This is a genomic window from Streptomyces sp. NPDC050416 (assembly GCF_044458845.1).
In the GTDB taxonomy this organism is placed as follows: domain Bacteria; phylum Actinomycetota; class Actinomycetes; order Streptomycetales; family Streptomycetaceae; genus Streptomyces.
Genome location: NZ_JBITII010000006.1, coordinates 315114 through 340012 on the forward strand (window position 1 = coordinate 315114; position 24899 = coordinate 340012).

Sequence of the window (24899 nt, forward strand, 5' to 3'; positions counted from 1 at the left end):
AGAGGGGCCCTCAGGTGTACGAATGCGCCCGCGGGCTGCTCAGGCGAGATAGGCCGGAGCGCTCACGGGCAACGTAAATCGGAACTCGGCGCCGGCGCCGGGTGCGCGGCCGACCGTGATGGTGCCACCGTGGGCTTCGACGATGCCCTTGACGATGTAGAGCCCGAGGCCCGTGCCGCCGCGCTTGCTGCCCCGCCAGAAGCGGGTGAAGACGCGGTTCATGGACTCCTCCGGGATGCCGGGCCCCTCGTCGCTCACCGTGACCGACGTGCCGATGTCCTCGCCCTCGCGGGGGGACGCCGTGGCCGTGACGTCGATCGTGACAGTTCCCTCACCGTGCCGCACGGCATTTTCCAGGAGGTTGCTGAGCACCTGGTCGATCTTGTCGGGGTCGGCCCACAGGTCGGGCAGCGGCTGCTGGACGCGCAGCAGGAACCGGTCGGCGGGCTGCCCGGCGGCGACGTAGGCCTGGATGTGCCGTCCGACGGCGGCGCCGATGTCGACGGGCTGGCGCCGTATCTCCAGGCGGCCGGAGTCGATCCTCGAGATGTCGAGCAGTTCGGCGATGAGCCGGGTGACGCGGTCGGCGTCGGCGTCGACGGTCTCCAGCATCAGCCGCTTCTGGTCGTCGGTGAAGCGTTCCCACTTGGCGAGCAGGGTGGCGGTGAAGCCCTTGACGGAGGTGAGCGGGGAGCGCAGTTCGTGGGCGACGGTGGCGATCAGCTCGGCGTGGCTGCGCTCGGTGCGGCGGCGGGCCTCGGTGTCGCGCAGGGTGACGACCAAGCGGCGGAGGGGGCCGGTGGGCCGGGTGCGGACGTAGCGCGCGGAGACCAGCACCTCACGGCCGCCGGGGAGGAGGAGGTTGCGCTCGGGCTGTCCGACGCGGATGGCGAGACCGCCGTACGGGTCGGTCAGCTGCCACCAGCGGCGCCCCTCCAGATCCTCTAATGGCAGGGCCTTTTCCAGCGGCTGTCCGAGGGCGTCCCGGGCGCGGACGGCGGTGATGCGCTCGGCGGCGGCGTTGAAGCAGACGACCCGGCCCTCTTCATCGGCGACGACGAGTCCGTCGGGCAGCATGTCGGGGTCGATGCCGATGTCGGCGAGATCACCGGGTGGCCGGGACGCGGCGGGCGGGCTCCCGGCGTCCTGGGCCCCTGGTGCGCTGCTCGTGCCGACGCTCATCCCGTACCCCACCTCCAAGGCTCCGCAGAGGGGTCCCTGAGCTGGTCACCCTACTAGTTCCCGGTGACGGAGCGGCACCCTCCGGCGGCGCGCTGTGCACGCGCCGACGCATAGAGACATACGGCGGCGGCGGTGGCGAGGTTCAGGCTCTCGGCCTTCCCGTGGATCGGGACGCGGACGACGGCGTCGGTGAGGGCGCGGGTCTCCTCCGGCAGGCCCCAGGCCTCGTTGCCGAAGACCCAGGCGGTCGGCCCGCCCATGGTGCCCTTGTCGAGCTCGTCGTCGAGGTCGCGATCGCCCGCCCCGTCGGCGGCGAGGACCCGGACACCGGCGGCCCGCAGCCCTTCGACGGCCTGCTCCACGGGGACGCCGACGGCGACGGGCAGGTGGAACAGGGAGCCGACGGAGGCGCGCACGGCCTTGGGGTTGTACACGTCGACGGAGGCGTCGGTCAGGACGACGGCCTCGGCACCGGCGGCGTCGGCGCAGCGCAGCACGGTCCCGGCGTTGCCGGGGTCGCGGACGTTGGCGAGGAGGGCGACGAGCCGGGGGCGCGCGGCGAGGACCTGCTCGAAGGGCGTGTCCAGGAACCGGCAGACGCCGACGAGGCCCTGCGGGGTGACGGTGGTGGAGATGTCGGCGATGACCTGCTCGGCGGCGAGGTGCACCCGGGCGCCGGCGTCCCGGGCCGCCCCCACGATGTCGGCGTACCGCTCGGCGGCCTCCAGCGTGGCGAACAGCTCCACGAGCGTGGCCGCGCCCCCGGTCCGGTGCCCGGCCGCCTCACGCACCGCCTGCGGCCCCTCCGCGAGGAACAGCCGCTCCTTCCCCCGGAAGTTCCGCTTCGCCAGCCGCCGCGCGGCCAGGACGCGGGGGGAACGGGGGGAGATGAGCTCGGGAGTGGCGGGGGGCATCGCGTTCGCTTTCTCAGTAGCTGGCTGCACAGCAGGACCCGCAGGCCAGTGGCCTGCGGGTCCTTGAGTCACATCGGCTCGGAGCCGGCGTCAGGCCGCCTTCGGGGCGTTGACGTCGCTCGGCAGCGCCTTCTGGGCGACCTCGACGAGCGCGGCGAACGCACCGGCGTCGTTGACGGCCAGCTCGGCCAGGATCTTGCGGTCGACCTCGATGTTCGCGGCCTTCAGACCCTGGATGAAGCGGTTGTAGGTCATGCCGTTGGCGCGGGCAGCGGCGTTGATGCGCTGGATCCACAGCTGACGGAAGTCACCCTTGCGCTTCTTGCGGTCGTTGTAGTTGTAGACCAGCGAGTGGGTGACCTGCTCCTTGGCCTTGCGGTACAGGCGCGAACGCTGACCGCGGTAGCCGGAGGCCTGCTCGAGGATCGCCCGGCGCTTCTTGTGGGCGTTCACTGCCCGCTTGACGCGTGCCACTTTTTAACTCCTTGTAGCGGGGCCGCGGTGGTCCGCACACGGCCCGAAATCGATTGGGTCCCGGTCCTGACGTACGGCGCTCAGGCGCCGGAGCGTCACTTGCCGAGAAGCTTCTTGATCTTCTTGGCGTCGCCCGGGGCCATCTCGGCGTTGCCGGTGAGGCGACGCGTCACACGGGACGACTTGTGCTCGAGCAGGTGGCGCTTGCCGGCACGCTCGCGGAGCACCTTGCCGGAGCCGGTGATCTTGAAGCGCTTGCTGGACCCGCTGTGCGACTTGTTCTTCGGCATAGCGCCGTTCTCTCCTCGTCGGTGGCGCTCCGGTGCCCGGTCGTGAAACCGGGCACGGTGGAGCGTCGTCTTGTTTCGGTTGCTTCCTGGGGACTCGCGTCCCCCGGGATCACGCGTCGGCGGAAGCCTCGGCCGGAGCCTCGGCGGAGTCCTCGGCGAGCTCGGCCTCGGCGGCGTTCTGCGACTTGCCGGGGTTGGCCTTCGCCTCGGCCTTGCGGGCCTCCTGCGCCTGGCGAGCCTCGGCCATCGCCTCGGTCTTCTTCTTGTGCGGACCGAGAACCATGATCATGTTTCGGCCGTCCTGCTTCGGGTTCGACTCGACGAAACCGAGGTCTGCGACGTCCTCCGCGAGCCGCTGGAGCAGTCGGTAGCCCAGCTCGGGCCGGGACTGCTCGCGACCACGGAACATGATCGTGATCTTGACCTTGTCGCCCTGCTTGAGGAACCGAACGACGTGACCCTTCTTGGTGTCATAGTCGTGCGGGTCGATCTTCGGCCGGAGCTTCATCTCCTTGATGACCGTGTGCGCCTGGTTCTTGCGCGCCTCACGGGCCTTCATGGCCGACTCGTACTTGAACTTCCCGTAGTCCATGAGCTTGCACACGGGCGGACGGGCGTTCGCCGCGACCTCGACCAGGTCCAGGTCGTACTCCTGCGCAAGCTCCAGTGCCTTGGCCAGGGGGACGATGCCCACCTGCTCGCCACTGGGACCGACAAGTCGCACCTCGGGAACGCGAATCCGGTCGTTGATGCGGGGCTCGGCGCTGATGGATCCTCCTCGGTAGCACCACGCGACGGTCTGGCGGACGGCCGCGTAACGTCTCTGTTCGATAGACCTAACCGCGCCGAAGCACAAAAATGCCCCGGACGATTCCCAGGCGGGGCTCCTCGAACTACCGGAGCACCGCCGCGGGGAGCCGCGGGGCGCGATTTCGGACGGATCGCCGCCGCTGGGACGGGACCGCCTGACCGGTGACCCGCCGCCCTGGGGGCGGTCAGGTGGGAGTTCGAAAGCCTCCACTTGTGGGTCGGGCTCGCGGGCCATGGGGCATACGGGTCCGACCGGTCGTTACACGAGATTACCAGTCTTGGCCAGGAACGGCTAATCGTGGCGCCCCGGGGCCCGGTACGGCGCACCCCCGGCCTGCGCCTATCGTGTGGGGCATGAGTGAGACCCCTCCTGAGTCCCCCGACTTCGACGCCATGGCCCGCGACATCGCCGAGGTCCCGGCGGTCGAGGTGATCGTGACGGTCGCCGTCAACCTGATGAGCGCCGCCGCGGTGAAGCTCGGTCTGACCGAGGAGGGCGACACGCACAAGGACCTGGACGAGGCCCGCAAGCTGGTGCACGCGCTGGCCGGCCTACTGGACGCGTCCACGACCGAGATCAGCTCGTTCCACGCATCGCCCCTGCGCGACGGCCTGAAGTCGCTCCAGCTGGCGTTCCGCGAGGCGTCGCTCGTCCCGGACGAGCCGGGCAAGGGCCCGGGCGAGAAGTACACGGGCCCGGTCTACGGCTAGTACGGCCGGGCCCGCGCAGGCTTCCTCAGCGTTCGTACAAGGGCTCGCCCGGTGGCGTCGCCCCGGCCGGCAGCAGTGCCAGGTCGAGGCCGCGCACCAGGCGGGCCCTCAGTGTCTCGTCGGCGGCGAGCCGCCGGGCGACCGCCTGGGCGGTTTCGGCGGGGGCCGCGGCCGGGTCGAGGACCAGGGCGAGGGTGCCGTCGGCCCGGCCCGGCCCGAGGTGGGCGCGCAGAACGGCGGGCTCGGCGGCCACGGCGTCGCGTACGGCCCCGACGACGGCCGGGTCGGCGAGCGGGTCGGTGGTCGTACGGCCCTCCGCGAGGGCCAGCAGGGCGGGGCCGGTCAGTTCGAAGGGCACCGGCCCGGCCAGGTCGAGCACCACCGTGTCCGCCTTCTCGTACGCGGCGGCCTGCAGGGCCTGGTGCAGGGGTACGGCGACGGGGCGGGCCGCCGGGTCCCAGCGGGCGAGGGAGTCGGTGGAGGTGAAGGCGGGCAGCGCGGTTCGGTTCCCGGCCTTCAGGGTCGGTACGGCCATGTCGCTGGTCTTCTCGCGGCGCAGTCCCCGCTCGTCCTCCTCGACCTCGCCGAGCACGGCCACGACGGGGACGAGCAGCCGGGCGCCCTTGAGGGCGTCGAGGACCGGGGCCACGGCACCGCGGTCCTCCGACCAGGCGGCGAGTGCCGCGCTCAGCCGGGGGTCGGCGGAGCCGTCGTCGTCAGAGAATCCGGGGTCGGGGATGTTCTTGTTCGCCACGGTCGTCGAGCCTATCGGCCGGGTGCCGCCGCTTCGGCGGGCGGTCCTGCCGGCCCGCGCCGGTGAGCGCGGCGGTGCTGGCCGGTGAGCGCGGGGGTGCCCGCCGTCGTCCGTCAGAACTCGTCGCGGCTCGCACGGCGGCCGCGCCACAGGACCACGGCCGCGACCAGCAGGACGCCGCCGGCGCTGCCCGCGAGGGGGGCGGCCCAGTCGGCGGTGTGGTCCTCGGAGCCGGTGGCGTCCGGGCCGCTGCCGAAGTACTTCGCGCCGTACGCCGCCGAGTGGAGGCCCTGCGGCTTCAGCCGGTCGGCGGCCTTGATGGCGGCGGCCGGGTCGACGAAGCCGAAGCCGCGGGAGTCGTCGCGGCCTCCGGACGGGGCGTTGCGGGCGGTGTCCTCCAGGAGCGACTTGACCTGGGCCGGGGTCAGATCGGGGTGGGCGGCCTTGACCAGGGCCGCGGCGCCGGAGACGAAGGCGGCGGCGGCGCTGGTGCCCCAGCCCTCGTAGTACTTGTGGTCGGGGTCGGCGATGACGACGTCGACGCCGGGGGCGCTGACGGTGGCGTACCAGCGGCGGGTGGAGAAGGGGGCGCGGGTGCCGGCGCGGTCGACGGCGGTGGCGGCGATGACGCCCGGGTAGGCGGCGGGGTAGGAGATGCGGTCGCCCTTCTCGCCGCCGTTGCCGGCGGAGGCGACGACGATCACGCCCTTCTTCAGGGCGTACTGGATGGCCTGGTCCTCGGCGGGTTCCGGATGCGCGGAGGCGGAGTCGTCGCCGAGGGAGAGGTTGATGACGTCGGCGCCGTGGTCGGCGGCCCAGCGGATGCCCTCGGCGAGGGCGTTGCCGCGGGTGCTGCGGGCCTTGGCGCGGGAGGGGTCGCCGTCCTCCAGGATCACGCGGACGGGGAGGATCTTCGCCTCGGGGGCGATGCCGAGGACGCCGTCGGCGTCGCCGGGGCCGTGTCCGTGCCCGGCGATGATGCCGGCCATGGCGGTGCCGTGCCGGGCCCAGGCGCGGTCGCCGGGTTCGGCTCCGAAGCGGATCAGGTCCTTGCCGGTGAGGACGTTGCCGATCAGGTCGGGGTGGTCGGCCTCGACACCGGTGTCCAGGACGGCGACGGTGACGCCCTCCCCTTTGGTGGTCCGCCAGGCCTCCTGGGTGTGCATGGCTTCCAGGGCCCACTGCTGGGCTCGGATGCCGTCGGCGTGGGCGGTGGCGGCGGGGACCAGGACGAGGCCGGCGGCGAGGAGAACACTCAGGAACCCGCCCGCGCGGGACACGACGGCTTTCACGACGGCTGCTCCGTGGCCGAGCGGACGTTCTTGCGCAGGTCGCGTTCGACGCGGTCGGCGAGGCCCTGTGCCTCGTTGCCGAGGCCGGCCTGCGCGGGGGCGGTGGTGGCGCCGGGCTCCATGGCGTCCCCGGCGGGCTGGGGGTCGTCGACGGTACGGCCGTCGGCCCAGCCGGAGACGGCGTAGACGACGACCGGGGCCTCGGTCAGCACGGAGACGGTCCAGGCGGCGCGCTGCTGCGGGCCGAAGCGGGCGGCGGGCGTGTCCTTCGCGGCGTACGGCAGGGGCATCAGGTCGCTGCGGCGGTCCAGGCGCTCCTTGCGGAAACGGTTCGCGAGGGAGGTCATGCCCGGGGCGTCGGCCGTGGTGAAGAGCAGGCCGACGGTGGTCACGTAGCTCTCGGTGGCGTCGGTGTAGGTGGCGCGCAGGAGCCGCTCGCAGCCGACGGGGGCGAGGGCCTTGCGCAGCAGGGGGTCGAAGGCGTCCTTGCAGCCGCTGTCCGGGGCGACGGCGATCCGGGTCCAGGTGCGGTCGGCTCCGCCGGGGCCGGCGCCCTGCCCCTGCACGGTGGGCGGGAACAGCTGGTCGACGGGCACGCTGTGCCAGAGGCTGCCGGCCGCGGCGAAGGTGGAGGGCGAGCCCTCCGCCCCTGAGTCCCCCACGAGCCAGCTCCCGGTGACGGCGCCCGAGATGAGCCCCAGTCCGAGCACGAGACAGACGGCGGCAGCGGCGGCCTGGGACGCCCCGCGCCGCCCGAGCGGCCGGGGCCGCGCGTCGCCGTCGTACCCCTCGGGCTCCCCGAAGGACACGACGGGGCGTGCGCCGGAGGTCGCGGGGGCGTTCCAGGAGAGGGACGGGTCGGGAGAGACGCCGGTGGGCCGGTGGGCGGGCGCGGGGGGCATGCGCATGCCACGCCCGGCAGTGGCACCGGTGTCGGTGTCGGCGCCGATCTGAGGCGCCCGCGAGGGGCGCGGCGGAACACCGGGCCGCGCGGGACGGGGGTGGCCGAAGGGTTCAGCAGGCTCGGAGGACGGGCGCTCGGCACGCTCGGAGGGTGACGGGTCGGCTGGGACCGGCCGCAGGCGTGCGGTCGTCTCCGAGGAATTTCCGGAGGGTGCGCCGGTACGGCGTGACGTGGGGGTGTACCCCGGACGTCCGGACGAGCCCGGAGTGGGGAGGTGACGTGGTCGCGGAGGGGCGTCGGGTGGGGTGGACGGCCTGCTCGACTCGGGTCGCGTCACACGGCCGACGCCGGGCTGCATGTCCGGGAAGCGGTCGGAGGCGCGGGGCGGGGGCGGGGAAGCGGGCTCGGCCCGCCGGGGTGTGGTGGCGCCGAAACTGGGAAAACGGGGGCCGTCGTTCGAGCCGTCGGCCCGAGCGGAAGCCGCACCACCGCCACGAACAGCCCTTTCCTGCCCGGCGTCGGCAGACCCTGACGAGTCCGTGTCCCGCTCCGGCGACGGGCGCCGGGCACCCGCACTCGGCCCACCCACGCCGGAACGCCCCCGCTCGTCCGAAACCGACGGGGCGTCACCCGATGTCGCCTCGGAAGGTGCCGTCCGGGCGTCCTCGGGCGAGGTCGGGGAGTGCGAGGGGCGGGGTGGGGTGCTGGGGCGGGGAGGGAAAGAGGCACGCTGCGCTTCCGTGCTCATGCACCCCCCGTTTCCTCGTACCCGGGCCGCTGCGTACTGCGCGGGCCGTGTCGTCCTGCCCGAGGCCCGGCACTGAGTCGTCCCAGGCACACATACCCGTACGGATGGAGCGTCATCCCAGCGCGGAAGTCCGGCCGGCGTCGCTCCGCCGTACGTGCGCGTCACTCTACGGCTTGTTCCTGCGTGAACGGGAACCAGTCCACGAGCCCGGGGCATCTGCCCGGAACGTCCCCCTACCCTGCGGTAATCCTGTCTGGCAGGCTGCGTTCATGACTGCGCGCGCCTCCGACCGGGCCCGTTACGACCGGGCCACCGCCCATCTCGACGCCCCCCTCGCGATCGTGGACCTGGACGCCTTCGACGCCAACGCCGCCGACCTGGTCCGTCGCGCCGGGGGCAAGCCCGTCCGGGTCGCGAGCAAGTCCGTGCGGTGCCGGGCGCTGCTGGAACGCGTCCTGGCCCGGGACGGTTTCGCGGGGCTCATGTCGTTCACCCTCGCCGAGTCGCTGTGGCTGGTGCGCTCGGGGTTCGACGACGTACTGCTCGCCTACCCGTCCGCCGACCGGGCCGCGTACGCCGAACTCGCCGGTGATCCCAAGCTCGCAGCGGCCGTGACCGTGATGGTCGACGACGTCGCCCAGCTCGACCTGATCGACGCCTCGCGGGGCGGTGGGCGTGAAGTCGTGCGTGTCTGCCTGGAGTTGGACACCTCTCTGAAGCTGCTCGGCGGACGGGTGCGGATCGGGGCACGGCGTTCGCCGCTGCACTCCCCCGCCGAGGTCGCCGACGTGGCCCGGGCCGTGGCCCGCCGGCCGGGCTTCGAGGTCGTGGGGATCATGGCGTACGAGGGGCATGTCGCCGGCGTCGGGGACGCCGTGGCCGGGCGTCCGCTGCGGTCCCGTGCCGTCCGGCTGATGCAGGCCGCCGCCAGGCGTGAACTCGCCGAGCGGCGCGCGGAGGTGGTGCGCGCGGTGCGGGCCGTGGTGCCGGCACTGGAGTTCGTCAACGGCGGCGGCACCGGCTCCGTGCAGCACACGGCGGCCGAGGACGCCGTCACCGAGATCGCCGCCGGGTCGGGGCTGTACGTGCCGCGGCTGTTCGACAACTACACATCGTTCAGCGGCCGTCCGGCGGCCCTCTTCGCCCAGCCCGTCGTACGACGGCCGGGGGTGGGAGTGGTGACGGTCCTCGGTGGCGGGTATCCCGCCTCCGGCGCGGCCGGGCCCGACCGGCTGCCCGTGCCGTATCTGCCGGAAGGGCTGCGCTACGACCCTCAGGAGGGAGCCGGCGAGGTGCAGACGCCGCTGCTCGGCTCGCCCGCCGACGACCTGCTGATCGGTGACAAGGTGTGGTTCCGGCACGCGAAGGCCGGGGAGCTGTGCGAGCGGTTCGACGCGCTGCACCTGGTCGAAGGGGACGCGGTGACGGCGACGGTGCCGACCTACCGCGGCGAGGGCCACACGTTTCTGTAGGGCCTGTGCGTCGTCAGCCCGCCGGGCCGATGCTGCTGCCGACGCCACCGCCCGTGTCCGCGTCGCCGAACGGCCGGATGCCCTTGGTGATGCGGTCCATGTCGGCGAGCGGCGGTCCGTCCTCGCCCGCGTCGAAGACGTAGCGGACGAGGACGGGCGACTCGGTGCCGACGCTGGACGGGAAGACGAGCGACTGGACGTAGCCGCCCGGCCCCTTGGCGGTCTCGACACGCCAGCGCACGAGGTACCCGGCGCGGCCCGCCACCGCGACCGGCCCGGATTTCAGGACTTGGTGGGACGTCATGCCCCCGTACAGCTCACGGCCGAGCTCGTCGCGGTCGTAGGCCTCGTCGGCCGCGTCCTTGATGTCCGCCTTGGCGAGGGCCTCGGGGGACTTCTCGTCGTTCTCGGTCACCGTGCGGGAGAAGACCATGCCGTGGCGGCACAGGCCCACGCCGCCGGGGCAGTCGTAGGTGCCGTCGGTCGTCATGACGACGTCGTCCTGGGCGACGTACTGGGGGCGGACCCAGCCGTCGAGGAGCGGGAAGGTGACGCCGTTGAGCTGGTCCTCGACGATCGCGGGGTCGTCGGCTGACGGCTCGGAGGTGGACGCCTCGGGGGTCGGCTCCGGCGAGTCGGAGGTGGGCTCGACGGTGGCGGTGGGGGCCGTCCTGGTCTCCGTGCCGCCGCCGTCGCCCCCGCCGAGGGCGACGGCTCCGGTGACGATCGCCGCGACCAGGACGACGCCCGTGGCGGTCAGGGCCACCACCTTGGTGCGGCCGGTGCCGCCACCCGGCGGCGGGGCGGCGGGGGCCTCGGGCGCGCGGCGGTGCTCGGTCCAGGCCGTGCCGTCCCACCAGCGTTCCAGATGGGGGCCGTGCGGGTCGGGATACCAGCCGGGCGGTGGCGTCATGCTCATCCCGGCACTGTAGGGCGCGGCCCGGGCCGGCCGGGCACGGGCTTACAGGGGTGTGACGTACGCCCCGGCGATCCCGCCGTCGACCAGGAAGTCGGTGGCGTTCACGAAGGAGGAGTCGTCGCTGGCGAGGAAGGCCACGGCGGCGGCGATCTCCTCGGCCTCGGCGAACCGGCCCAGCGGGATGTGCACCAGGCGGCGCGCGGCGCGCTCCGGGTCCTTGGCGAACAGCTCCTGGAGGAGCGGGGTGTTGACCGGGCCGGGGCACAGGGCGTTGACCCGGATGCCCTCCCGGGCGAACTGCACGCCCAGCTCACGGGACATGGCGAGGACGCCGCCCTTGGAGGCCGTGTACGAGATCTGGCTGGTGGCGGCGCCCATCCTGGCCACGAAGGACGCCGTGTTGATGATCGAGCCCTTGCCCTGGCGCCGCATGTACGGGATGGCGGCCTTGCAGCAGAGGTAGACGGAGGTGAGGTTGACCTCCTGGACGCGCTTCCAGGCCTCCAGGCCGGTCTCCAGGATGGAGTCGTCGTCGGGCGGGGAGATGCCGGCGTTGTTGAAGGCGATGTCGACGCTGCCGTAGGTGTCGTAGGCGGTCTTGAACAGGGCCTCGACCTGCTCGGGGTCGGTGACGTCCACCTTCACGAAGATGCCGCCGGTCTCCTCGGCGGCCGCCTTGCCGCGGATCTCGTCGACGTCGCCGCAGACGACGTGCGCGCCTTCGGAGGCGAGGCGGCGGGCGGCGGCGAGGCCGATGCCGCTGCCGGCTCCGGTGACGACGGCGGTGCGGCCGACCAGCCGGCGGCAGATGCTTTCCTGAGCGGTCACTGTGCGGGGCCCTCCGTACTGATGAAGACGTTCTTGGTTTCGGTGAAGGCGGCCAGGGCCTCGGGGCCGAGCTCGCGGCCGACGCCCGACTGCTTGTAGCCGCCAAACGGGGTCCAGTAGCGGACGCTGGCATGGGAGTTGACGGACAGATTGCCGGCGCGGACGGCCTGGGACACGCGCAGGGCACGGCCGACGTCCCGGGTCCAGATGGAGCCGGAAAGGCCGTACGGGGTGTCGTTGGCGAGGCGGATCGCGTCGGCCTCGTCGGTGAAGGGCAGCAGGACGGCGACCGGGCCGAAGATCTCCTCGCAGGCAGCCGCCGAGTCGGGCCGCTCCCCGGTGAGCACGGTCGGCGGGAACCAGAAGCCGGGCCCCTCGGGTGCGCTGCCGCGCAGGGCCGGGGCGTCCTCGGACACGAACTCCTTGACGCGGTCGAGCTGCTGCCGGGAGATCAGCGGGCCCATCTGGGTCTTCTCGTCGGCCGGGTCACCCACCACCACGGCGGCCAGCGCCTCGGCGAGCAGCTCGCGGACCTCGTCGTACACCGTCTCCTGGACCAGGATGCGGGTGCGGGCGCAGCAGTCCTGGCCGGCGTTGTCCAGGAAGGAGAAGGGGTCGACGGCGGCCTTCAGGTCGGAGTCGGCGAAGACGATGTTCGGGCTCTTGCCGCCGAGTTCGAGGGTCACCGGCTTGACCTGCTCGGCGCCGAGCGCCGCGACGCGCCGGCCGGTCCTGGTGGAGCCGGTGAAGACGATCTTGGCGACGCCGGGGTGGCGTACCAGCGCGTCGCCGGTGATGCCGCCGTGTCCGGGCAGGACCTGGAAGAGGTGCTCCGGGAGCCCGGCCTCCAGGGCGAGTTCGGCGAGGCGCAGCGCGGTGAGCGGGGTGGTCTCGGCGGGCTTGAGGAGGACCGCGTTCCCGGCCGCGAGGGCGGGGGCGGTGCCCCAGGCGGCGATCGGCATGGGAAAGTTCCAGGGCGCGATCACGCCGACGACGCCGAGCGGTTCGAGGATCGTGACGTCCAGGCCGCCGGGCACCGGGATCTGCCGGCCGGTGAGCCGCTCCACTCCCCCGGCCGCGTAGTCCAGCAGGTCCCGGACGTTGCCCGCCTCCCAGCGGGCGTTGCCGATGGTGTGGCCGGCCTCTCGGACCTCCAGGCGGGCCAGTTCCTCCAGGTGCTCGTCGACGGTGGCCGCGAAGCGGCGCAGCAGCCGGGCGCGGTCGCCGGGGGTGAGGGCGGCCCAGATCCGCTGTGCCCTGGCGGCGTGGGTGACGGCCGCGTCGATGTCCGCCGGACTCGCCCCGGCGATGGCGGCGACGACCTCCTCGGTCGCGGGGTTCAGTACTTCAAGAAGGTGCTCGGAGGACAAGAGGGGCCTCACAGACGTTCGAAGGAGCGGCGCAGCTCCCAGTCGGTCACCGCGGCGTCGAAGGCGTCCAGTTCGACGCGCGCCATGTTGTGGTAGTGCGCGACGACCTCGTCCCCGAAGGCGGCCCGGGCGATGGGGCTGTTCTCCCAGAGCTCGGCGGCCTCGCGCAGAGTGGTGGGGACGTGGGCGAAGTCGGCGGCGTAGGCGTTGCCGGGGCAGGGCTCGGGCAGTTCCAGCTTCTGCTCGACGCCGTGCAGTCCGGCCGCGACCAGCCCGGCCACCGCGAGGTAGGGGTTGACGTCGCCGCCGGGCAGCCGGTTCTCGAAGCGCATCGAGCGGCCGTGGCCGACCACGCGCAGCGCGCAGGTGCGGTTGTCGTAGCCCCAGGCGACGGCGGTCGGGGCGAAGGAGCCCGGCTGGAACCGCTTGTAGGAGTTGATGTTGGGCGCGTAAAGGAGGGAGAAGTCGCGCAGCGCGGCGAGCTGGCCGGCGAGGAAGTGGCGCATGACGTCCGACATGCCGTCCTCGCCGTCGCCTGCCATGGCGTTGGTGCCGTCCGCGTCCGCGAGCGAGAGGTGGATGTGGCAGGAGTTGCCCTCGCGCTCGTTGTACTTGGCCATGAAGGTGATCGACATGCCCTCCTGGGCGGCGATCTCCTTGGCGCCGGTCTTGTAGACGGCGTGCTGGTCGCAGGTGACCAGGGCCTCGTCGTAGCGGAAGGCGATCTCGTGCTGGCCGGGGTTGCACTCGCCTTTGGCGGACTCGACGGTGAGGCCCGCGCCCGCCATCTCGTTGCGGATGCGGCGCAGCAGGGGCTCGATGCGGCCGGTGCCGAGGACCGAGTAGTCGATGTTGTACTGGTTGGCCGGGGTCAGGCCTCTGTAGTTCGCGTCCCAGGCCTGTTCGTAGGTGTCCTTGAAGACGATGAACTCCAGCTCGGTGCCGACCTGGGCGGTGTAGCCGAGTTCGGCGAGGCGCTCCAGCTGGCGGCGCAGGATCTGGCGGGGTGCGGCGACCACGGGCGAGCCGTCGTTCCAGGCGAGGTCGGCGTGGAGCATGGCCGTGCCCTCGTTCCAGGGGACGCGGCGCAGGGTGCTCAGGTCCGGGTGCATGGCGAAGTCGCCGTAGCCGCGGTCCCAGGAGGACATCGCGTAGCCGTCGACGGTGTTCATCTCGGTGTCGACGGCGAGCAGGTAGTTGCAGCCCTCCGTACCGTGCTGGAGGACCTCGTCGAGGAAGAAGCGCGCGGCGAACCTCTTGCCCTGGAGCCGCCCTTGCATGTCGGGGAAGGCCAGGACGACAGTGTCGATCTCACCGCCCGCGACGAGGGCGTGCAGTTCCTCGACGCTCAGCGGGGGTGTGCGGTCTGCCACGGGAGGGCCTCCTTGGCTCTGGTTCCGCCGGAAGCCATAAGGTATTCCTGAGAACCATTGCTTGGGAAGGGGGTACGGCCACATGCCGGACGAAGCTGGCGGCGAGACGCGGGACGGGCTGACGCCGGTGCTGCGGCCGGTGCGCGCGGGCAACGGCTTCGAGGAGGCGCTGGAGCAGATCCTCCAGGTCGTACGGCTGGGCCTGGTGCCGGGGGGCGAGCGGCTGCCGGCCGAGCGGGAGCTGGCGGAGCGGCTGGGGATCAGCCGGGTGACGCTGCGCGAGGTGCTGAAGGTGCTCCAGGACCAGGGGCTGGTGGAGTCGCGGCGGGGCCGGTACGGCGGCACGTTCGTGCTGCCCCGTACGGACGCCGGCGGCGAGGACGAGCTGCGGCGCCGGATCGCCGAGGTCGACATCGAGGACGTGCTGCGGTTCCGGGAGGTGCTGGAGGTGGGCGCGGCCGGGCTGTGCGCGGTGCACGGGCTGGACGACGAGCAGGCGCGGCGGCTGCGGGAGGCCCTGGCGCGCACGCACGACGCCCCGCTCGCCGACTACCGCCGCCTGGACACGCTGCTGCACCTCACGCTGGCCGAGCTGTGCGGCTCCCCGACGCTGACCGCGCAGTACGCGGCGGTACGGGCCACGGTGAACGACCTGCTCGACTGTATCCCTCTGCTCGTGCGCAACCTCGAACACTCGCAGCGGCAGCACACGGCCCTGGTGGAGGCCGTGATCGAGGGCGATGCCGACCAGGCGCGGGAGATCACGCGCGAGCACTGCGCGGGGACGGCGGCGCTGCTGCGCGGCTTCCTCGGCTGAGCCGGGACGGGTCCCGGCGTTGCGAGGATTTACCGGCGATTAACGCAGGGGTATTGCCTTCCTGTGGCGGCACGGCAAAGGTATGGATCCATTCCATTGAGTCGAACCCTCTCGACCCCGTGTCCGCCTCCCGTGGGGAGTCTGCCCATGTCCCAGGAATCCACCAGCCCACCCGCCGCCGCGCAGGCGGACGACTATCTGGAACGCAGGGCGCTGCGCCGCGGCAGCGCCGGCTGGGTGCTGCTGACCGGACTCGGCGTCGCCTATGTCGTCTCCGGTGACTATTCGGGCTGGAACTTCGGCCTGGCCGAGGGCGGCTTCGGCGGCCTCGCGATCGCCATGGTGCTCATGGGCGCCATGTACGCGTGCATGGTCTTCGCCCTCGCGGAGCTGTCCTCGATCCTGCCGACGGCCGGCGGCGGCTACGGCTTCGCCCGGCGGGCGCTCGGCCCGTGGGGCGGCTTCCTGACCGGTACGGCGATCCTCATCGAGTACGTCCTCGCGCCCGCCGCCATCGTCATCTTCATCGGCGACTACGTCGAGTCGCTGGGCCTGTTCGGCCTGGAGTCCGGCTGGCCGGTGTACCTGGTCTGCTTCGCGATCTTCCTCGGCATCCACCTGTGGGGCGTGGGCGAGGCGCTGCGCTTCAGCTTCGTCGTCACGGGCATCGCGGTGGTCGCCCTGGTCGTGTTCGCACTGGCGGCCCTGCCCGACTTCTCGGTCGCCGCGCTGGACGACATCCCGGTCGACTCCTCCGCCGCGGGGTCGAACTCCTGGCTCCCGTTCGGCCTGCTCGGCATCTGGGCGGCGTTCCCGTTCGGCATGTGGTTCTTCCTGGGCGTCGAGGGCGTGCCGCTGGCCGCCGAGGAGACCAGGGACCCGGCCCGTACGCTGCCGAAGGCGATCCGCTGGTCGATGGGCATCCTGGTGGTCCTGGCGGTGGTGACCTTCGTCGCGGCGGCGGGAGCACGCGGCTCGGCCGCGATCCAGGAGGCGGGCAACCCGCTCGTCGAGGCGCTCCAGCCGGACGGCAAGGCGACGACCCTGAGCCGGATCGTGAACTACGCGGGCCTGGCCGGCCTGGTGGCGTCGTTCTTCTCCCTGATCTACGCGGGCTCGCGCCAGCTGTTCGCCCTGTCCCGCGCGGGCTATCTGCCCCGCTTCCTGTCCCTCACCAGCCGCCGCAAGGCGCCGTACCTGGGCCTGCTGGTGCCCGGCACGATCGGCTTCCTGCTGGCGGCGGTGTCCGGGAACGGCGCCCGGATGCTGAACATCGCGGTCTTCGGCGCGACCATCTCCTACGCGCTGATGTCGCTGTCGCACATCGTGCTGCGCCGCCGCGAGCCGGAGCTGCCGCGGCCGTACCGCACGCCGGGCGGGGTGCTGACCTCCTCCGTCGCCCTTGTGCTGGCCTGTGCGGCCCTGGTGGCGACGTTCCTGGTGGATGTGACGGCGGCGTTCATCGCCCTCGCGGTGTACGTCGTGGCTCTCGCGTACTTCGGTCTGTACAGCAGGAAGCGGCTGGTGGCCAGGGCGCCGGAGGAGGAGTTCGCGGCGCTGGCCGCGGCCGAGGCAGAGTTGGCACGGGACTGAGGCGTCGATTGTCGAGGGAGTCGTGGTGGCCAGGCCGTTGATCGGTGTCAGCACCTATCTGGAGTCCGGTGCGCGCTGGGGGGTGTGGGAACTGGAGGCCGCGCTGCTGCCGGTCGGCTATCCCCGGCTCGTGCAGCGGGCGGGCGGCCTGGCCGCGATGCTCCCGCCGGACGACCCCGCGCACGCGGCCGCGGCCGTGGCCCGGCTGGACGGGCTGGTCATCGCGGGCGGGCCGGATGTGGAGCCCGTACGGTACGGCGCCGAGCCGCATCCCCGCACGGGGCCTCCGGCGCGGGAACGGGACGCGTGGGAGCTGGCCCTGATCGATGCGGCGCTCACGGCGCGGGTTCCGCTGCTCGGCATCTGCCGGGGCATGCAACTGCTGAACGTCGCGCTCGGGGGGACGCTGGTGCAGCACCTGGACGGGCACGCGGAGGTCGTGGGAGTCTTCGGCAACCATGCCGTCAAGCCGGTGCCGGGGAGTCTGTACGCGGGTGTCGTGCCGGAGGAGACGTCCGTGCCGTCGTACCACCACCAGGCCGTTGACCGCCTGGGCACCGGCCTGGTCCCGTCGGCGTACGCGGACGACGGCACGGTGGAGGCGCTGGAACTGCCGTCCGGGGAGGGGTGGGTACTCGGGGTGCAGTGGCATCCGGAGATGGGCGAGGACGTGCGGGTGATGCGGGCGTTGGTGGAGGCGGCGATGGTGCCCTGAGCCGGTGAACGCAAGCTCCCAGGGGGCTCCGCCCCCTGGACCCCCCGGCCTACGCCCACCCACCACCCGAATCGGCCGGCCAAGAGGCCGAGCTCGAAATGCCAAGCAGAGCCGCCCCAGACCGTCCGGCGAACCGGCCGACCGGACGGTCTGGGGTGGCCGGGCTTGAAGCGCCGGGCTGAGGCACTCCTCCAGCCCGTCCGGCGTTTGAGGACGAGGCCGTTCAGGCCGATGGGGGTCCAGGGGGCTCGAGCCCCCTGGCGGGGTCGAAGGGGCGGAGCCCCTGGGAATGGGACGGGTAGGGGCGGCGGGGGCGAGGAAACTACCCCCGCGTCAGCGACAGCAGATCCCGCGCCGGCCCGGTAGGGCGATGCCCCGTCGGCCACACCGCCCGGAGGTCCCGCGCCAGCGCGACCCCCTGCACCGGCACCCGCACCAGCCGCCGCATCGCCAGCTCCTCCCCCACCGCCAGTTCACTCAGCACCGCCGGCCCCGCCCCGCTCACCGCCGCCGCCTTGACCGCCGTCGTCGACGACAACTCGATCAACGGCCGCGCCAGCCCACCCAGCGCCGCGTCCAGGACCTGCCGCGTACCGGAGCCCTTCTCCCGCAGGATCAGCGGCGTCGACGCCAGCTCCTCCGCGGCCAGCGAACGCCGCCGCCGGGCCCATGGATGACCAGGAGCCGTGACCACTATCAGCCGGTCATGGGCGATGACCACCGAGTCCAGCCCCGTCGGCACCGTCAGACCCTCGACGAATCCCACATCCGCCTCGTCCGACAACAGCCGCTCCGCGACCACCGTCGAGTTCCCGGCATGCAGGGACACCGCCGTGTCGGGCCGCTGCGCGCGCAGCGCGAGCAGCCAGCCGGGCAGCAGATACTCGGCGATCGTCATGCTCGCCGCCACCCGCAACCGCGAGTCACGCCGGTCGCGCAGCGCCTGCGCCCCCACGTCGAACGCCTCCGCCGCCTCGACGATCCGCCGCGCCCAGTCCGTCACCAGCGCACCGGCGTCCGTGAGCCGGGACCCACGCGGTGAGCGGTCGACCAGCGCCACGCCGAGTTGCCGCTCCATCGACCGGATCCGGCTGCTGGCCGCGGGCTGGGTGATGCCCAGTTCCCGCGCCGCACCGCCGAGACTGCCGAGCCGCGCCACCGCCAGCAGCAGCTCCAGGCCGCCCAGATCCGGCACCCGGTGCGCGAGAGACCCCCCGGCCGGGACCTCACCCTGCTCTTCGCTCCTGCTCATAAACCCAGCTTATGTCGCCATAGAGGCATGCTCCCTGGTGGTGGGGTGCCCACGGCCCGACCGTGGGAGTCATGGTCACCGCAGCCCAGCCAGTCCGGCCCCTTCCGTGCGCAGTCTCCGTCCGTCACCTCGGACCCAACTGGTACGCCACCGTCATGGGCACCGCCGTCGTCGCCACCGCCGGGACCGCCCTGTCGCCGCACGTCCCCGGGCTGCGCGGCGCGTTGGCCGGTGTCTGGGCCCTCTCGCTGCTCCTGATCGTCACCCTGCTCTGCGCCCGGGCCGCGCACTGGGCCCGCCACCGGGACCAGGCCCGCGCCGACCTCCTCGATCCGGCGACGGCCCCCTTCTACGGCTGCCTCGCCATGGCCCTGCTGGCCGTCGGCGGGGGTGCCCTGGGCGCCGGCCGGGACTGGATCGGCGTGCGGGCGGCCGTGGCGCTGGATGCCGTGCTGTTCAGCGCCGGTACGGCTCTCGGGCTGGCCGCCGCCGTCGCGGTGCCGTATCTGATGGCCGTACGCCACCGGGTCGAGCCGGGACAGGCTACACCCGTGTGGCTGCTGCCGCTGGTCGCGCCCATGGTGTCCGCCGCCGTCGGGCCGCCGCTGGTGCACCATCTGCCTCCCGGTCAGGCCCGGGAGACCTGGCTCCTGGTCTGCGTCGCGCTGTTCGGGCTGAGCCTGCTCGCGACCCTGCTCATGCTGCCGCTGGTCTTCGGGCGGCTGATCACCGGCGGGCCGCTGCCGCTCCCCCTCACTCCGACCCTGTTCCTGGTGCTCGGGCCGCTCGGGCAGTCCACGACCGCCGTCGGCGCGTTCGCGGACGCCGCCCCCGGGGTCGTACCGGCGCCGTACAGCCAGGGCTTCGGTGTCATCGCCGTGCTGTACGGCGTGCCCGTGATGGGGTTCGCGCTGCTGTGGTTCTGCCTCGCCACCGCGCATGTGCTGCGCGCCCGGCGGCACGGGATGCGGTTCTCGATGACCTGGTGGTCGTTCACCTTCCCGGTCGGCACCTGTGTCACGGGCGCCGAGGCGCTGGGCCGCCACACCGGGCTCGTGGCCTGCACGGGGCCGGCTCTCGTGCTGTACGCGGTGCTGGTCGCCGCGTGGGGCACCGCCGCCGTGGGCACCGTACGGGGGCTGCTCAGGGGCGAGCTGCTCGCAGGGCCCGGCCCAGGACCCGTGGCGCCTCGGCCAGCGACGGCCCGTACCACGTCAGGTGCCGTCCGCTGACGAGCGCGCAGGGCAGGCCGGGGAAGGCCTCGGGGCCGTCGTCCGCGGTGAAGCGGTAGGGCTCGTCGGGCAGGACCACCACGTCCGGCGCGGCGCCACGGAGTTCCTCCAGCGGGACGCGGGGGTAGCGGTCGGGGTGCGTCGCGTGCACGTGGTCGACGCCGAGGCGGGCCAGGACGTCACCCGCGAAGGTGTCGCGGCCGAGGACCATCCAGGGGCGGCGCCAGATCGGTACGACCGCCCTCAGACGGGCCGGGGGCGGCGGCAGGGACGACCAGGTCTCCTCCGCCTCGTCCAGCCAGCGCGGGCGGGCCGTCACCCCGCAGGCGTCCAGGACCCGGGCCAGTTCCCGGAAGGCCTGCGGCACGTCGCGGATCTCCGTGACCAGGACCTCGACACCCGCCGCGCGCAGCGCCGCGAGGTCGGGTGCGCGGTTCTCCTCCTCGTTGGCGATCACCAGATCCGGAGCGAGGGAGACGATCCGGTCGGTCTTCGGGTTCTTCGTTCCTCCGACGCGTACGACGTCGAGTCCGGGCGGATGCGTGCACCAGTCGGTGGCTCCGGCCAGGGCGCCGGGCGCGGACCGGGCCACGGCCTCGGTCAGCGACGGGACCAGCGAGACGACCCTCACCGGCGTGGCCGGTCCCGGACCGCCTCGATGTGCTCCGCCACGGCGACGACGATCACTCGCGTGTCGGACTCCGCCGCCCGCCAGCGGTGCCGCACACCGCCGGTGAGGTACAGCGTGTCGCCGCGGCCGAGCCGGTAGGCGCGGCCCTCCGCCTCGATCTCCACCGCGCCGTCGGCGACGTACATCAACTGGTCGTTGCGGTACTGGAACTCACGGCCGGCGTCGTGGTCGCCGGTGAACTCGGAAGCGTGCATCTGGTGGTGACCGCGCACCAGGGACCGGGTCCGGGGACGGGGCAGCGGGTCGGGGTCGTCGGCGCGCACGACGTCCACGCTGCACGCAGGGTCGGCCGCGGCGAGGAGCTCGACCGCGGTGGTGCGCAGGGCGTCGGCGACCTTCTCCAGGGAGCTGGTGCTGGGCCGCGCCCGGTCGTTCTCGACCTGGCTGAGGAACGGGACCGACAGGCCGCTGCGCTCGGCCACGACGGCGAGGGTGAGCTCCAGCGCGCGGCGCCGCCGCCGCACGGCCGCGCCCACCCGCAGGGGCTGTTCTTTGTGGTCGCCCATCGCTCCGGCTCCCTCCTTCGCCCGTCGATTCCGGTCCGCCGGTGGCCCGGCGCACTGCTTCTGTTGAGTTGTCTGCACCCTACGCATGTTCGGCAAACCGGTGCATGCGCCTGTCACATCGACGTCGTACCGGCCGGTGCGCGACCCCACACTTCACGCCAGGGGCTCCGCCCCCCGGGTGGGGTCCGGGTACGAGTGAGGGTACGCGTACGGGGCGGGACGCGGTGTGTCGCGTCCCGCCCCGTAACGGGCCTCACTGCGGCGTCATGCGCTCCACCATGTCGGGGTGCTGCTTCAGCCACGCGGCGACGGCCTGTTCCTCATGGCCCTGGCCGCGGTTCTTGATCTCGCTCTCCAGGCTGCCGAGTTCGTCCTCGCTCATCTTGAAGTTCTTGATCCACTTCGTGAGCCGCGGGTACTCCTCGGGGAACTTCTCGTTGGAGATGGTGCGGATCGTGTTGCCCTCGCCGAAGGCCTTCTTGGGGTCCTTCAGCTTGGTCAGCTCGTAGTCGCTGTAGGCCCAGTGCGGCGACCAGAGCGTGACGGCGATCGGCTCCTTCTTGGCGTAGGCGCGCTTCAGCTCGGCCAGCATGGCCGGGGTGGAGCCGTCGACGACCTCGTACTCCTTGTCGAGGCCGTAGCCGGGCAGGACCTTGTTCTTCAGCAGGTCCATCTCGCCGGTGCCGGGCTCGATGCCGATGATCTTCCCGTCGAAGGTGCCGGCCTTGCCCTTGAGGTCCGCCAGGGAGTGGACGCCCTTGACGTAGGACGGCACGGCGATTTCCAGGGAGGTCGGTTGGTACCAGGTGCCGAGGTCCTTGAGCCGGTCCTTGTTCCTGTCCCAGTAGTTCTTCTGGGCGTAGGGCAGCCAGGCGTCGAAGTTGAGGTCGAGATCGCCCGAGGCCAGACCGGTGTAGACGGGGCCGACGTCCATCTGCTTCAGGTTCAGCGTGTAGCCGCGCCGTTCGAGGACGTTCTTCCACAGGTACGTGACGGCGATGTCCTCGTCCCAGGGGAACCACGCCACGTCCAGCGGCCGCTTGGCCTCGGCGGGCGTGCTGCCGCCGGCGCCCTTCACGGGGGCGAGCTTGTCGACGTAGCCGGGATGCTGCTTCAGCCAGGCGCGGACGGCCTGCTGCTGGTTGCCCTTGCCCGCCTTGTTGATCTCGGCTTCGAGGCTGGTGAGCTCCTTCTCGCTCATCTTGAACTTCTTCAGCCAGCCGGCGACCGTCGGGTCGTCGCCCGCGAAGCCCTTGCGGGCCAGCGTGTGCACGCCGTCGCCCGCGCCCCAGGCACCCTTGGGGTCTTTGAGCTTCGTCAGCTTGTAGTCGTTGTACGCCCAGTGCGGCGACCAGAGCGTGACGACGATCGGCTCCTTCTTGGCGTACGCGCGCTTCAGCTCGGCCAGCATCGCGGGCGTGGAGCTGTCGACGACCTTGTACTCCTTGTCCAGGCCGTAGTCCTTGAGGACCTTGCTCTTGAGCAGGGCCATCTCGCCGGCGCTGGACTCGATGCCGGTGATCTTGCCGCCGAACTCGGACGCCTTGCCCTTGAGGTCCTCCAGGGAGTCGACGCCCTTCATGTAGGAGGGCACGGACAGCTCCAGGGACGTCTTGTCGTACCAGGCGCCGAGGTCGTCGAGCTGCTTGCCGTACTTCTTCCAGTACTGGGCGTGGGTGGTGGGCAGCCAGGCGTCCGTCTGGAAGTCGACGTCGCCCTGGGCGAGGGAGGTGTAGAGCGGTCCGGCGTCGAGCTGCTTGGCCTCCACCTGGTAGCCGCGCTGCTCCAGGACCTCCTTCCAGAGGAAGGTGGAGGCAACGCCCTCGTCCCAGGGGATGTAGCCGATGCTGATCTTCTTGCCCTGGCCGACGTCCTTGCTGCCGGCCGCGACGGTGGTGCCGGTGCCTCCGCTGCCGAAGACGCCCAGGCCGCCGGAGACGAGGGCGAGCACGACGACGCCGATCACGGCGACGGCCGGGCGGGGCCGGTACGACCAGATCTTCAGCCCCTGGGCGGCGCGCAGCCGGGCGGCGGCGCGGCGGCCGAGCGGGGAGACCTGGGTGCCCAGCGCGCTGGTCATGCGGTCAAGGTAGATCGCGAGGATCACGATGCCGACACCGGCCTCGGCGCCCAGGCCGACGTTGAGCTGGCCGATGGCCTGGTTGACGTCGCCGCCGAGACCACCGGTGCCGACCATGCCGGCGATCGCGGCCATGGACAGGCCGAGCATGATGACCTGGTTGACGCCGGCCATGACCGTGGGCAGGGCGAGGGGCAGCTGGACGCGCAGCAGGATGTTGCGCGGTGTGGTACCGAACGCGTCGGCGGCCTCGACCAGCTCCCGGTCGACCTGGCGGATGCCGAGCTCGGTCATGCGCACGCCCGGGGCGAGCGCGAAGATCAGGGTGGCGACGATGCCGGCGGACGCGCCGGTGCCGAAGAAGAGGATCGCCGGGATGAGGTAGACCATCGCGGGCAGCGTCTGCATGAAGTCCAGGACGGGCCGGACCAGACCGCTGACGCGGTCCGAGCGGGCCGCCCAGATGCCCACCGGTATGGAGATCACCAGCGCGATGACGGTCGCCACGAGGACGAGCGTCAGGGTGATCATCGCGTTCTCCCACAGGTCGAGGGAGTCGATGAACGCGAAGCCCGCGAAGGTGAGGACACCGGCGAGGGTGCCGCGCAGCCAGAAGGCGATCACGGCGAAGATGCCCGCGAGGAGCAGCGGTTGGGGGGCCTGGAGGACGGCGTTGATGCCGTCGTAGAGGCCGAGGAAGACGGTCTTGCAGAAGTCGAACAGCCACCCCATGTGGGTGGTGAGCCAGTCGACCGCGTCGTTGACCCAGGTGCCGAGCTGAATCCTAGGCACGGGCGGTCACCTTCTCTCCGCCCGCGTCCCGCGGGGAGTCGCAGGGCTCCGGGGTGGTGTCCTGTTCGTCGCCGAGGAAGCCGACCAGGCGCTGCCGGGGGACGACGCCGATCAGCATGTTGTCCTCGTCCACGACCGAGACGGGGTGGGAGAGCCGGGCGCTGATCGCGCACAGTTCCGTGAACGGGGTGTCGGCGGTGGCGGTCTCGCAGTGGCAGCCGGGGGCGTCGCCGGTGACCGAGGTGTCCATGAGCTCGCCGGTGGTCAGCACGCGGGAGCGGTCGACGTCCTGGGTGAAGGAGGCGACGTAGTCGTTCTCCGGCCGCAGCAGGATGTCCTGCGCGGTGCCGATCTGTACGATCTCGCCGTCGCGCATGACGGCGATGCGGTCGCCGAGGCGCATGGCCTCGTTCAGGTCGTGGGTGATGAAGACGATCGTCTTCTTCAGCTTCTGCTGGAGCTCCAGCAGCTGGTCCTGCATGTCGCGGCGGATCAGCGGGTCGAGGGCGCTGAAGGACTCGTCCATCAGCAGCAGGTCGGCGTCGGTGGCGAGCGCGCGGGCGAGACCGACGCGCTGCTGCATGCCGCCGGACAGCTCGTCGGGCCAGGACTTCTCCCAGCCGGCCAGGCCGCACAGGGCGAGCGCCTCGTCGGCGCGGCGTACGCGCTCGGCGCGGGGCACGCCCTGCACTTCCAGGCCGTAGGCGGCGTTCTCGCGGACGCTGCGGTGCGGGAAGAGCGCGAAGTGCTGGAACACCATGCTGATCTTCTTGGAGCGGACCTCGCGCAGCTCGCGGTCGCCGAGTGTGGTCAGGTCCTGGCCGTCGAAGCGCACGTGTCCGGAGGTCGGCTCCAGCAGGCCGTTCAGCATGCGCAGCAGGGTGGACTTGCCGGAGCCGGACAGGCCCATGACGACGAAGATCTGGCCGGGCTCGACGGTGAAGGACGCGTCGATCACGGCGGCGGTGGCACCCTCGGCGCGCAGCTCCTCCCGGTCGGCCCCGGCACGGAGCCGCTCGACCGCCCGGTCAGGTCTCCTGCCGAACACCTTGTACAGGCTCTCTGCCTGAAGCCTTGCTGACACGTGCACCTCAATTTGGACGGCAATGGAACAGAGCAGGGCGGCGCGCAAAAGTTGAATTACGCAACCAGCCTCGCTGCGGGGCGGCGCCTCCCCTCG

Annotated in this window: 23 protein-coding genes; 6 read left to right on the plus strand and 17 right to left on the minus strand. The window is 72.2% G+C overall.

Features of this window, described 5'->3' with window-relative positions:
- Positions 1-39: 39 nt before the first annotated feature.
- From ACIBL4_RS21120 to infC, 5 genes are all read right to left on the minus strand, one after another.
- Positions 40-1182 carry an ATP-binding protein gene (locus ACIBL4_RS21120; protein ID WP_399412217.1) on the minus strand — a complete coding sequence of 381 codons (1143 nt, stop codon included), beginning with the start codon at positions 1180-1182 and terminating at the stop codon, positions 40-42.
- Positions 1183-1235: 53 nt separating this feature from the next.
- Complete coding sequence (locus tag ACIBL4_RS21125; RefSeq protein ID WP_399412219.1) at positions 1236-2096, minus strand: TrmH family RNA methyltransferase; 861 nt, start codon at positions 2094-2096, stop codon at positions 1236-1238.
- Positions 2097-2186: 90 nt separating this feature from the next.
- The gene (gene rplT / locus ACIBL4_RS21130) at positions 2187-2570 is read right to left on the minus strand and encodes a 50S ribosomal protein L20 (RefSeq protein ID WP_010045263.1); all 384 of its coding nucleotides are present in this window, start codon (positions 2568-2570) and stop codon (positions 2187-2189) included.
- Between the two features lie 95 nt (positions 2571-2665).
- On the minus strand, positions 2666-2860 hold the full coding sequence (gene rpmI, locus ACIBL4_RS21135; RefSeq protein WP_059419477.1) for a 50S ribosomal protein L35: 195 nt from the start codon (positions 2858-2860) through the stop codon (positions 2666-2668).
- 109 nt (positions 2861-2969) lie between these two features.
- The gene (infC, locus tag ACIBL4_RS21140) at positions 2970-3629 is read right to left on the minus strand and encodes a translation initiation factor IF-3 (RefSeq protein WP_356925647.1); all 660 of its coding nucleotides are present in this window, start codon (positions 3627-3629) and stop codon (positions 2970-2972) included.
- Positions 3630-4024: 395 nt separating this feature from the next.
- Here infC and ACIBL4_RS21145 point away from each other — a divergent pair, with 395 nt between their 5' ends.
- The gene (locus ACIBL4_RS21145; protein ID WP_399412222.1) at positions 4025-4381 is read left to right on the plus strand and encodes a DUF1844 domain-containing protein; all 357 of its coding nucleotides are present in this window, start codon (positions 4025-4027) and stop codon (positions 4379-4381) included.
- 25 nt (positions 4382-4406) lie between these two features.
- Here ACIBL4_RS21145 and ACIBL4_RS21150 read toward each other — a convergent pair whose 3' ends face one another.
- The 3 genes from ACIBL4_RS21150 to ACIBL4_RS21160 form a co-directional block, all read right to left on the minus strand.
- Positions 4407-5135, minus strand: a complete 729-nt coding sequence (locus tag ACIBL4_RS21150; protein WP_399412224.1) for an SseB family protein — start codon at positions 5133-5135, stop codon at positions 4407-4409.
- 113 nt (positions 5136-5248) lie between these two features.
- The gene (gene mycP, locus ACIBL4_RS21155) at positions 5249-6427 is read right to left on the minus strand and encodes a type VII secretion-associated serine protease mycosin (protein WP_399412226.1); all 1179 of its coding nucleotides are present in this window, start codon (positions 6425-6427) and stop codon (positions 5249-5251) included.
- Positions 6424-7236, minus strand: coding sequence for a hypothetical protein (locus ACIBL4_RS21160; protein WP_399412598.1), 813 nt, complete (start codon positions 7234-7236; stop codon positions 6424-6426). The genes mycP and ACIBL4_RS21160 overlap by 4 nt, the downstream gene beginning before the upstream one ends.
- Before the next feature lie 1112 nt (positions 7237-8348).
- Here ACIBL4_RS21160 and ACIBL4_RS21165 point away from each other — a divergent pair.
- Positions 8349-9551, plus strand: coding sequence for an amino acid deaminase/aldolase (locus ACIBL4_RS21165; protein ID WP_399412228.1), 1203 nt, complete (start codon positions 8349-8351; stop codon positions 9549-9551).
- Between the two features lie 13 nt (positions 9552-9564).
- Here ACIBL4_RS21165 and ACIBL4_RS21170 read toward each other — a convergent pair whose 3' ends face one another.
- Genes ACIBL4_RS21170 through ACIBL4_RS21185 form a run of 4 tightly spaced genes read right to left on the minus strand, consistent with a single transcriptional unit; the run spans position 9565 to position 14041 of the window.
- On the minus strand, positions 9565-10464 hold the full coding sequence (locus ACIBL4_RS21170) for a DUF2510 domain-containing protein (RefSeq protein ID WP_399412600.1): 900 nt from the start codon (positions 10462-10464) through the stop codon (positions 9565-9567).
- 48 nt (positions 10465-10512) lie between these two features.
- Positions 10513-11298, minus strand: a complete 786-nt coding sequence (locus ACIBL4_RS21175) for a 3-oxoacyl-ACP reductase (RefSeq protein WP_399412231.1) — start codon at positions 11296-11298, stop codon at positions 10513-10515.
- Positions 11295-12668, minus strand: a complete 1374-nt coding sequence (locus tag ACIBL4_RS21180; protein WP_399412233.1) for an aldehyde dehydrogenase family protein — start codon at positions 12666-12668, stop codon at positions 11295-11297. The genes ACIBL4_RS21175 and ACIBL4_RS21180 overlap by 4 nt, the downstream gene beginning before the upstream one ends.
- Before the next feature lie 8 nt (positions 12669-12676).
- Positions 12677-14041: a glutamine synthetase family protein gene (locus ACIBL4_RS21185; RefSeq protein WP_399412235.1), complete on the minus strand. Its 1365-nt coding sequence runs from the start codon at positions 14039-14041 to the stop codon at positions 12677-12679.
- 82 nt (positions 14042-14123) lie between these two features.
- Here ACIBL4_RS21185 and ACIBL4_RS21190 point away from each other — a divergent pair, with 82 nt between their 5' ends.
- The 3 genes from ACIBL4_RS21190 (at position 14124) to ACIBL4_RS21200 (ending at position 17166) form a co-directional block, all read left to right on the plus strand.
- Complete coding sequence (locus ACIBL4_RS21190) at positions 14124-14858, plus strand: FadR/GntR family transcriptional regulator (RefSeq protein WP_399412237.1); 735 nt, start codon at positions 14124-14126, stop codon at positions 14856-14858.
- A 147-nt stretch (positions 14859-15005) separates the two neighbouring features.
- Positions 15006-16451: an ethanolamine permease gene (eat, locus tag ACIBL4_RS21195; protein ID WP_399412239.1), complete on the plus strand. Its 1446-nt coding sequence runs from the start codon at positions 15006-15008 to the stop codon at positions 16449-16451.
- Positions 16452-16473: 22 nt separating this feature from the next.
- Positions 16474-17166 carry a gamma-glutamyl-gamma-aminobutyrate hydrolase family protein gene (locus ACIBL4_RS21200; protein WP_399412241.1) on the plus strand — a complete coding sequence of 231 codons (693 nt, stop codon included), beginning with the start codon at positions 16474-16476 and terminating at the stop codon, positions 17164-17166.
- Between the two features lie 322 nt (positions 17167-17488).
- Here the strand turns inward: ACIBL4_RS21200 and ACIBL4_RS21205 are convergent, their stop codons facing one another.
- Entirely contained in the window at positions 17489-18418 is a 930-nt protein-coding gene (locus ACIBL4_RS21205) for a LysR family transcriptional regulator (protein ID WP_399412243.1), read from the minus strand.
- Between the two features lie 71 nt (positions 18419-18489).
- Between ACIBL4_RS21205 and ACIBL4_RS21210 the strand changes: the two genes are divergently transcribed.
- Positions 18490-19650, plus strand: coding sequence for a TDT family transporter (locus ACIBL4_RS21210; protein ID WP_399412245.1), 1161 nt, complete (start codon positions 18490-18492; stop codon positions 19648-19650).
- Here the strand turns inward: ACIBL4_RS21210 and ACIBL4_RS21215 are convergent.
- From ACIBL4_RS21215 to ACIBL4_RS21230, 4 genes are all read right to left on the minus strand, one after another.
- Positions 19562-20281 carry a helical backbone metal receptor gene (locus ACIBL4_RS21215; protein WP_399412247.1) on the minus strand — a complete coding sequence of 240 codons (720 nt, stop codon included), beginning with the start codon at positions 20279-20281 and terminating at the stop codon, positions 19562-19564. The two genes, ACIBL4_RS21210 and ACIBL4_RS21215, sit on opposite strands and share 89 nt — an antisense overlap.
- Positions 20278-20847 (minus strand): helix-turn-helix domain-containing protein, encoded by a 570-nt coding sequence (locus ACIBL4_RS21220; protein WP_399412249.1) that lies wholly within the window; start codon positions 20845-20847, stop codon positions 20278-20280. The genes ACIBL4_RS21215 and ACIBL4_RS21220 overlap by 4 nt, the downstream gene beginning before the upstream one ends.
- A 253-nt stretch (positions 20848-21100) precedes the next feature.
- Entirely contained in the window at positions 21101-23719 is a 2619-nt protein-coding gene (locus tag ACIBL4_RS21225; protein ID WP_399412252.1) for an ABC transporter permease/substrate binding protein, read from the minus strand.
- Complete coding sequence (locus tag ACIBL4_RS21230; protein WP_399412254.1) at positions 23712-24803, minus strand: glycine betaine/L-proline ABC transporter ATP-binding protein; 1092 nt, start codon at positions 24801-24803, stop codon at positions 23712-23714. The genes ACIBL4_RS21225 and ACIBL4_RS21230 overlap by 8 nt, the downstream gene beginning before the upstream one ends.
- Between the last annotated feature and the right edge of the window lie 96 nt (positions 24804-24899).

Excerpts from the sequence above, each read along its gene's own strand:
- ACIBL4_RS21220 (WP_399412249.1), bottom strand. The coding sequence starts at position 20,847 with ATGGGCGACCACAAAGAACAGCCCCTGCGGGTGGGCGCGGCCGTGCGG.
- ACIBL4_RS21170 (WP_399412600.1), bottom strand. The coding sequence starts at position 10,464 with ATGACGCCACCGCCCGGCTGGTATCCCGACCCGCACGGCCCCCATCTG.
- ACIBL4_RS21125 (WP_399412219.1), bottom strand. The coding sequence starts at position 2,096 with ATGCCCCCCGCCACTCCCGAGCTCATCTCCCCCCGTTCCCCCCGCGTC.
- ACIBL4_RS21205 (WP_399412243.1), bottom strand. The coding sequence starts at position 18,418 with ATGAGCAGGAGCGAAGAGCAGGGTGAGGTCCCGGCCGGGGGGTCTCTC.
- ACIBL4_RS21165 (WP_399412228.1), top strand. The coding sequence starts at position 8,349 with ATGACTGCGCGCGCCTCCGACCGGGCCCGTTACGACCGGGCCACCGCC.
- rpmI (WP_059419477.1), bottom strand. The coding sequence starts at position 2,860 with ATGCCGAAGAACAAGTCGCACAGCGGGTCCAGCAAGCGCTTCAAGATC.
- ACIBL4_RS21145 (WP_399412222.1), top strand. The coding sequence starts at position 4,025 with ATGAGTGAGACCCCTCCTGAGTCCCCCGACTTCGACGCCATGGCCCGC.
- ACIBL4_RS21210 (WP_399412245.1), top strand. The coding sequence starts at position 18,490 with ATGGTCACCGCAGCCCAGCCAGTCCGGCCCCTTCCGTGCGCAGTCTCC.
- ACIBL4_RS21120 (WP_399412217.1), bottom strand. The coding sequence starts at position 1,182 with ATGAGCGTCGGCACGAGCAGCGCACCAGGGGCCCAGGACGCCGGGAGC.
- ACIBL4_RS21190 (WP_399412237.1), top strand. The coding sequence starts at position 14,124 with ATGCCGGACGAAGCTGGCGGCGAGACGCGGGACGGGCTGACGCCGGTG.
- eat (WP_399412239.1), top strand. The coding sequence starts at position 15,006 with ATGTCCCAGGAATCCACCAGCCCACCCGCCGCCGCGCAGGCGGACGAC.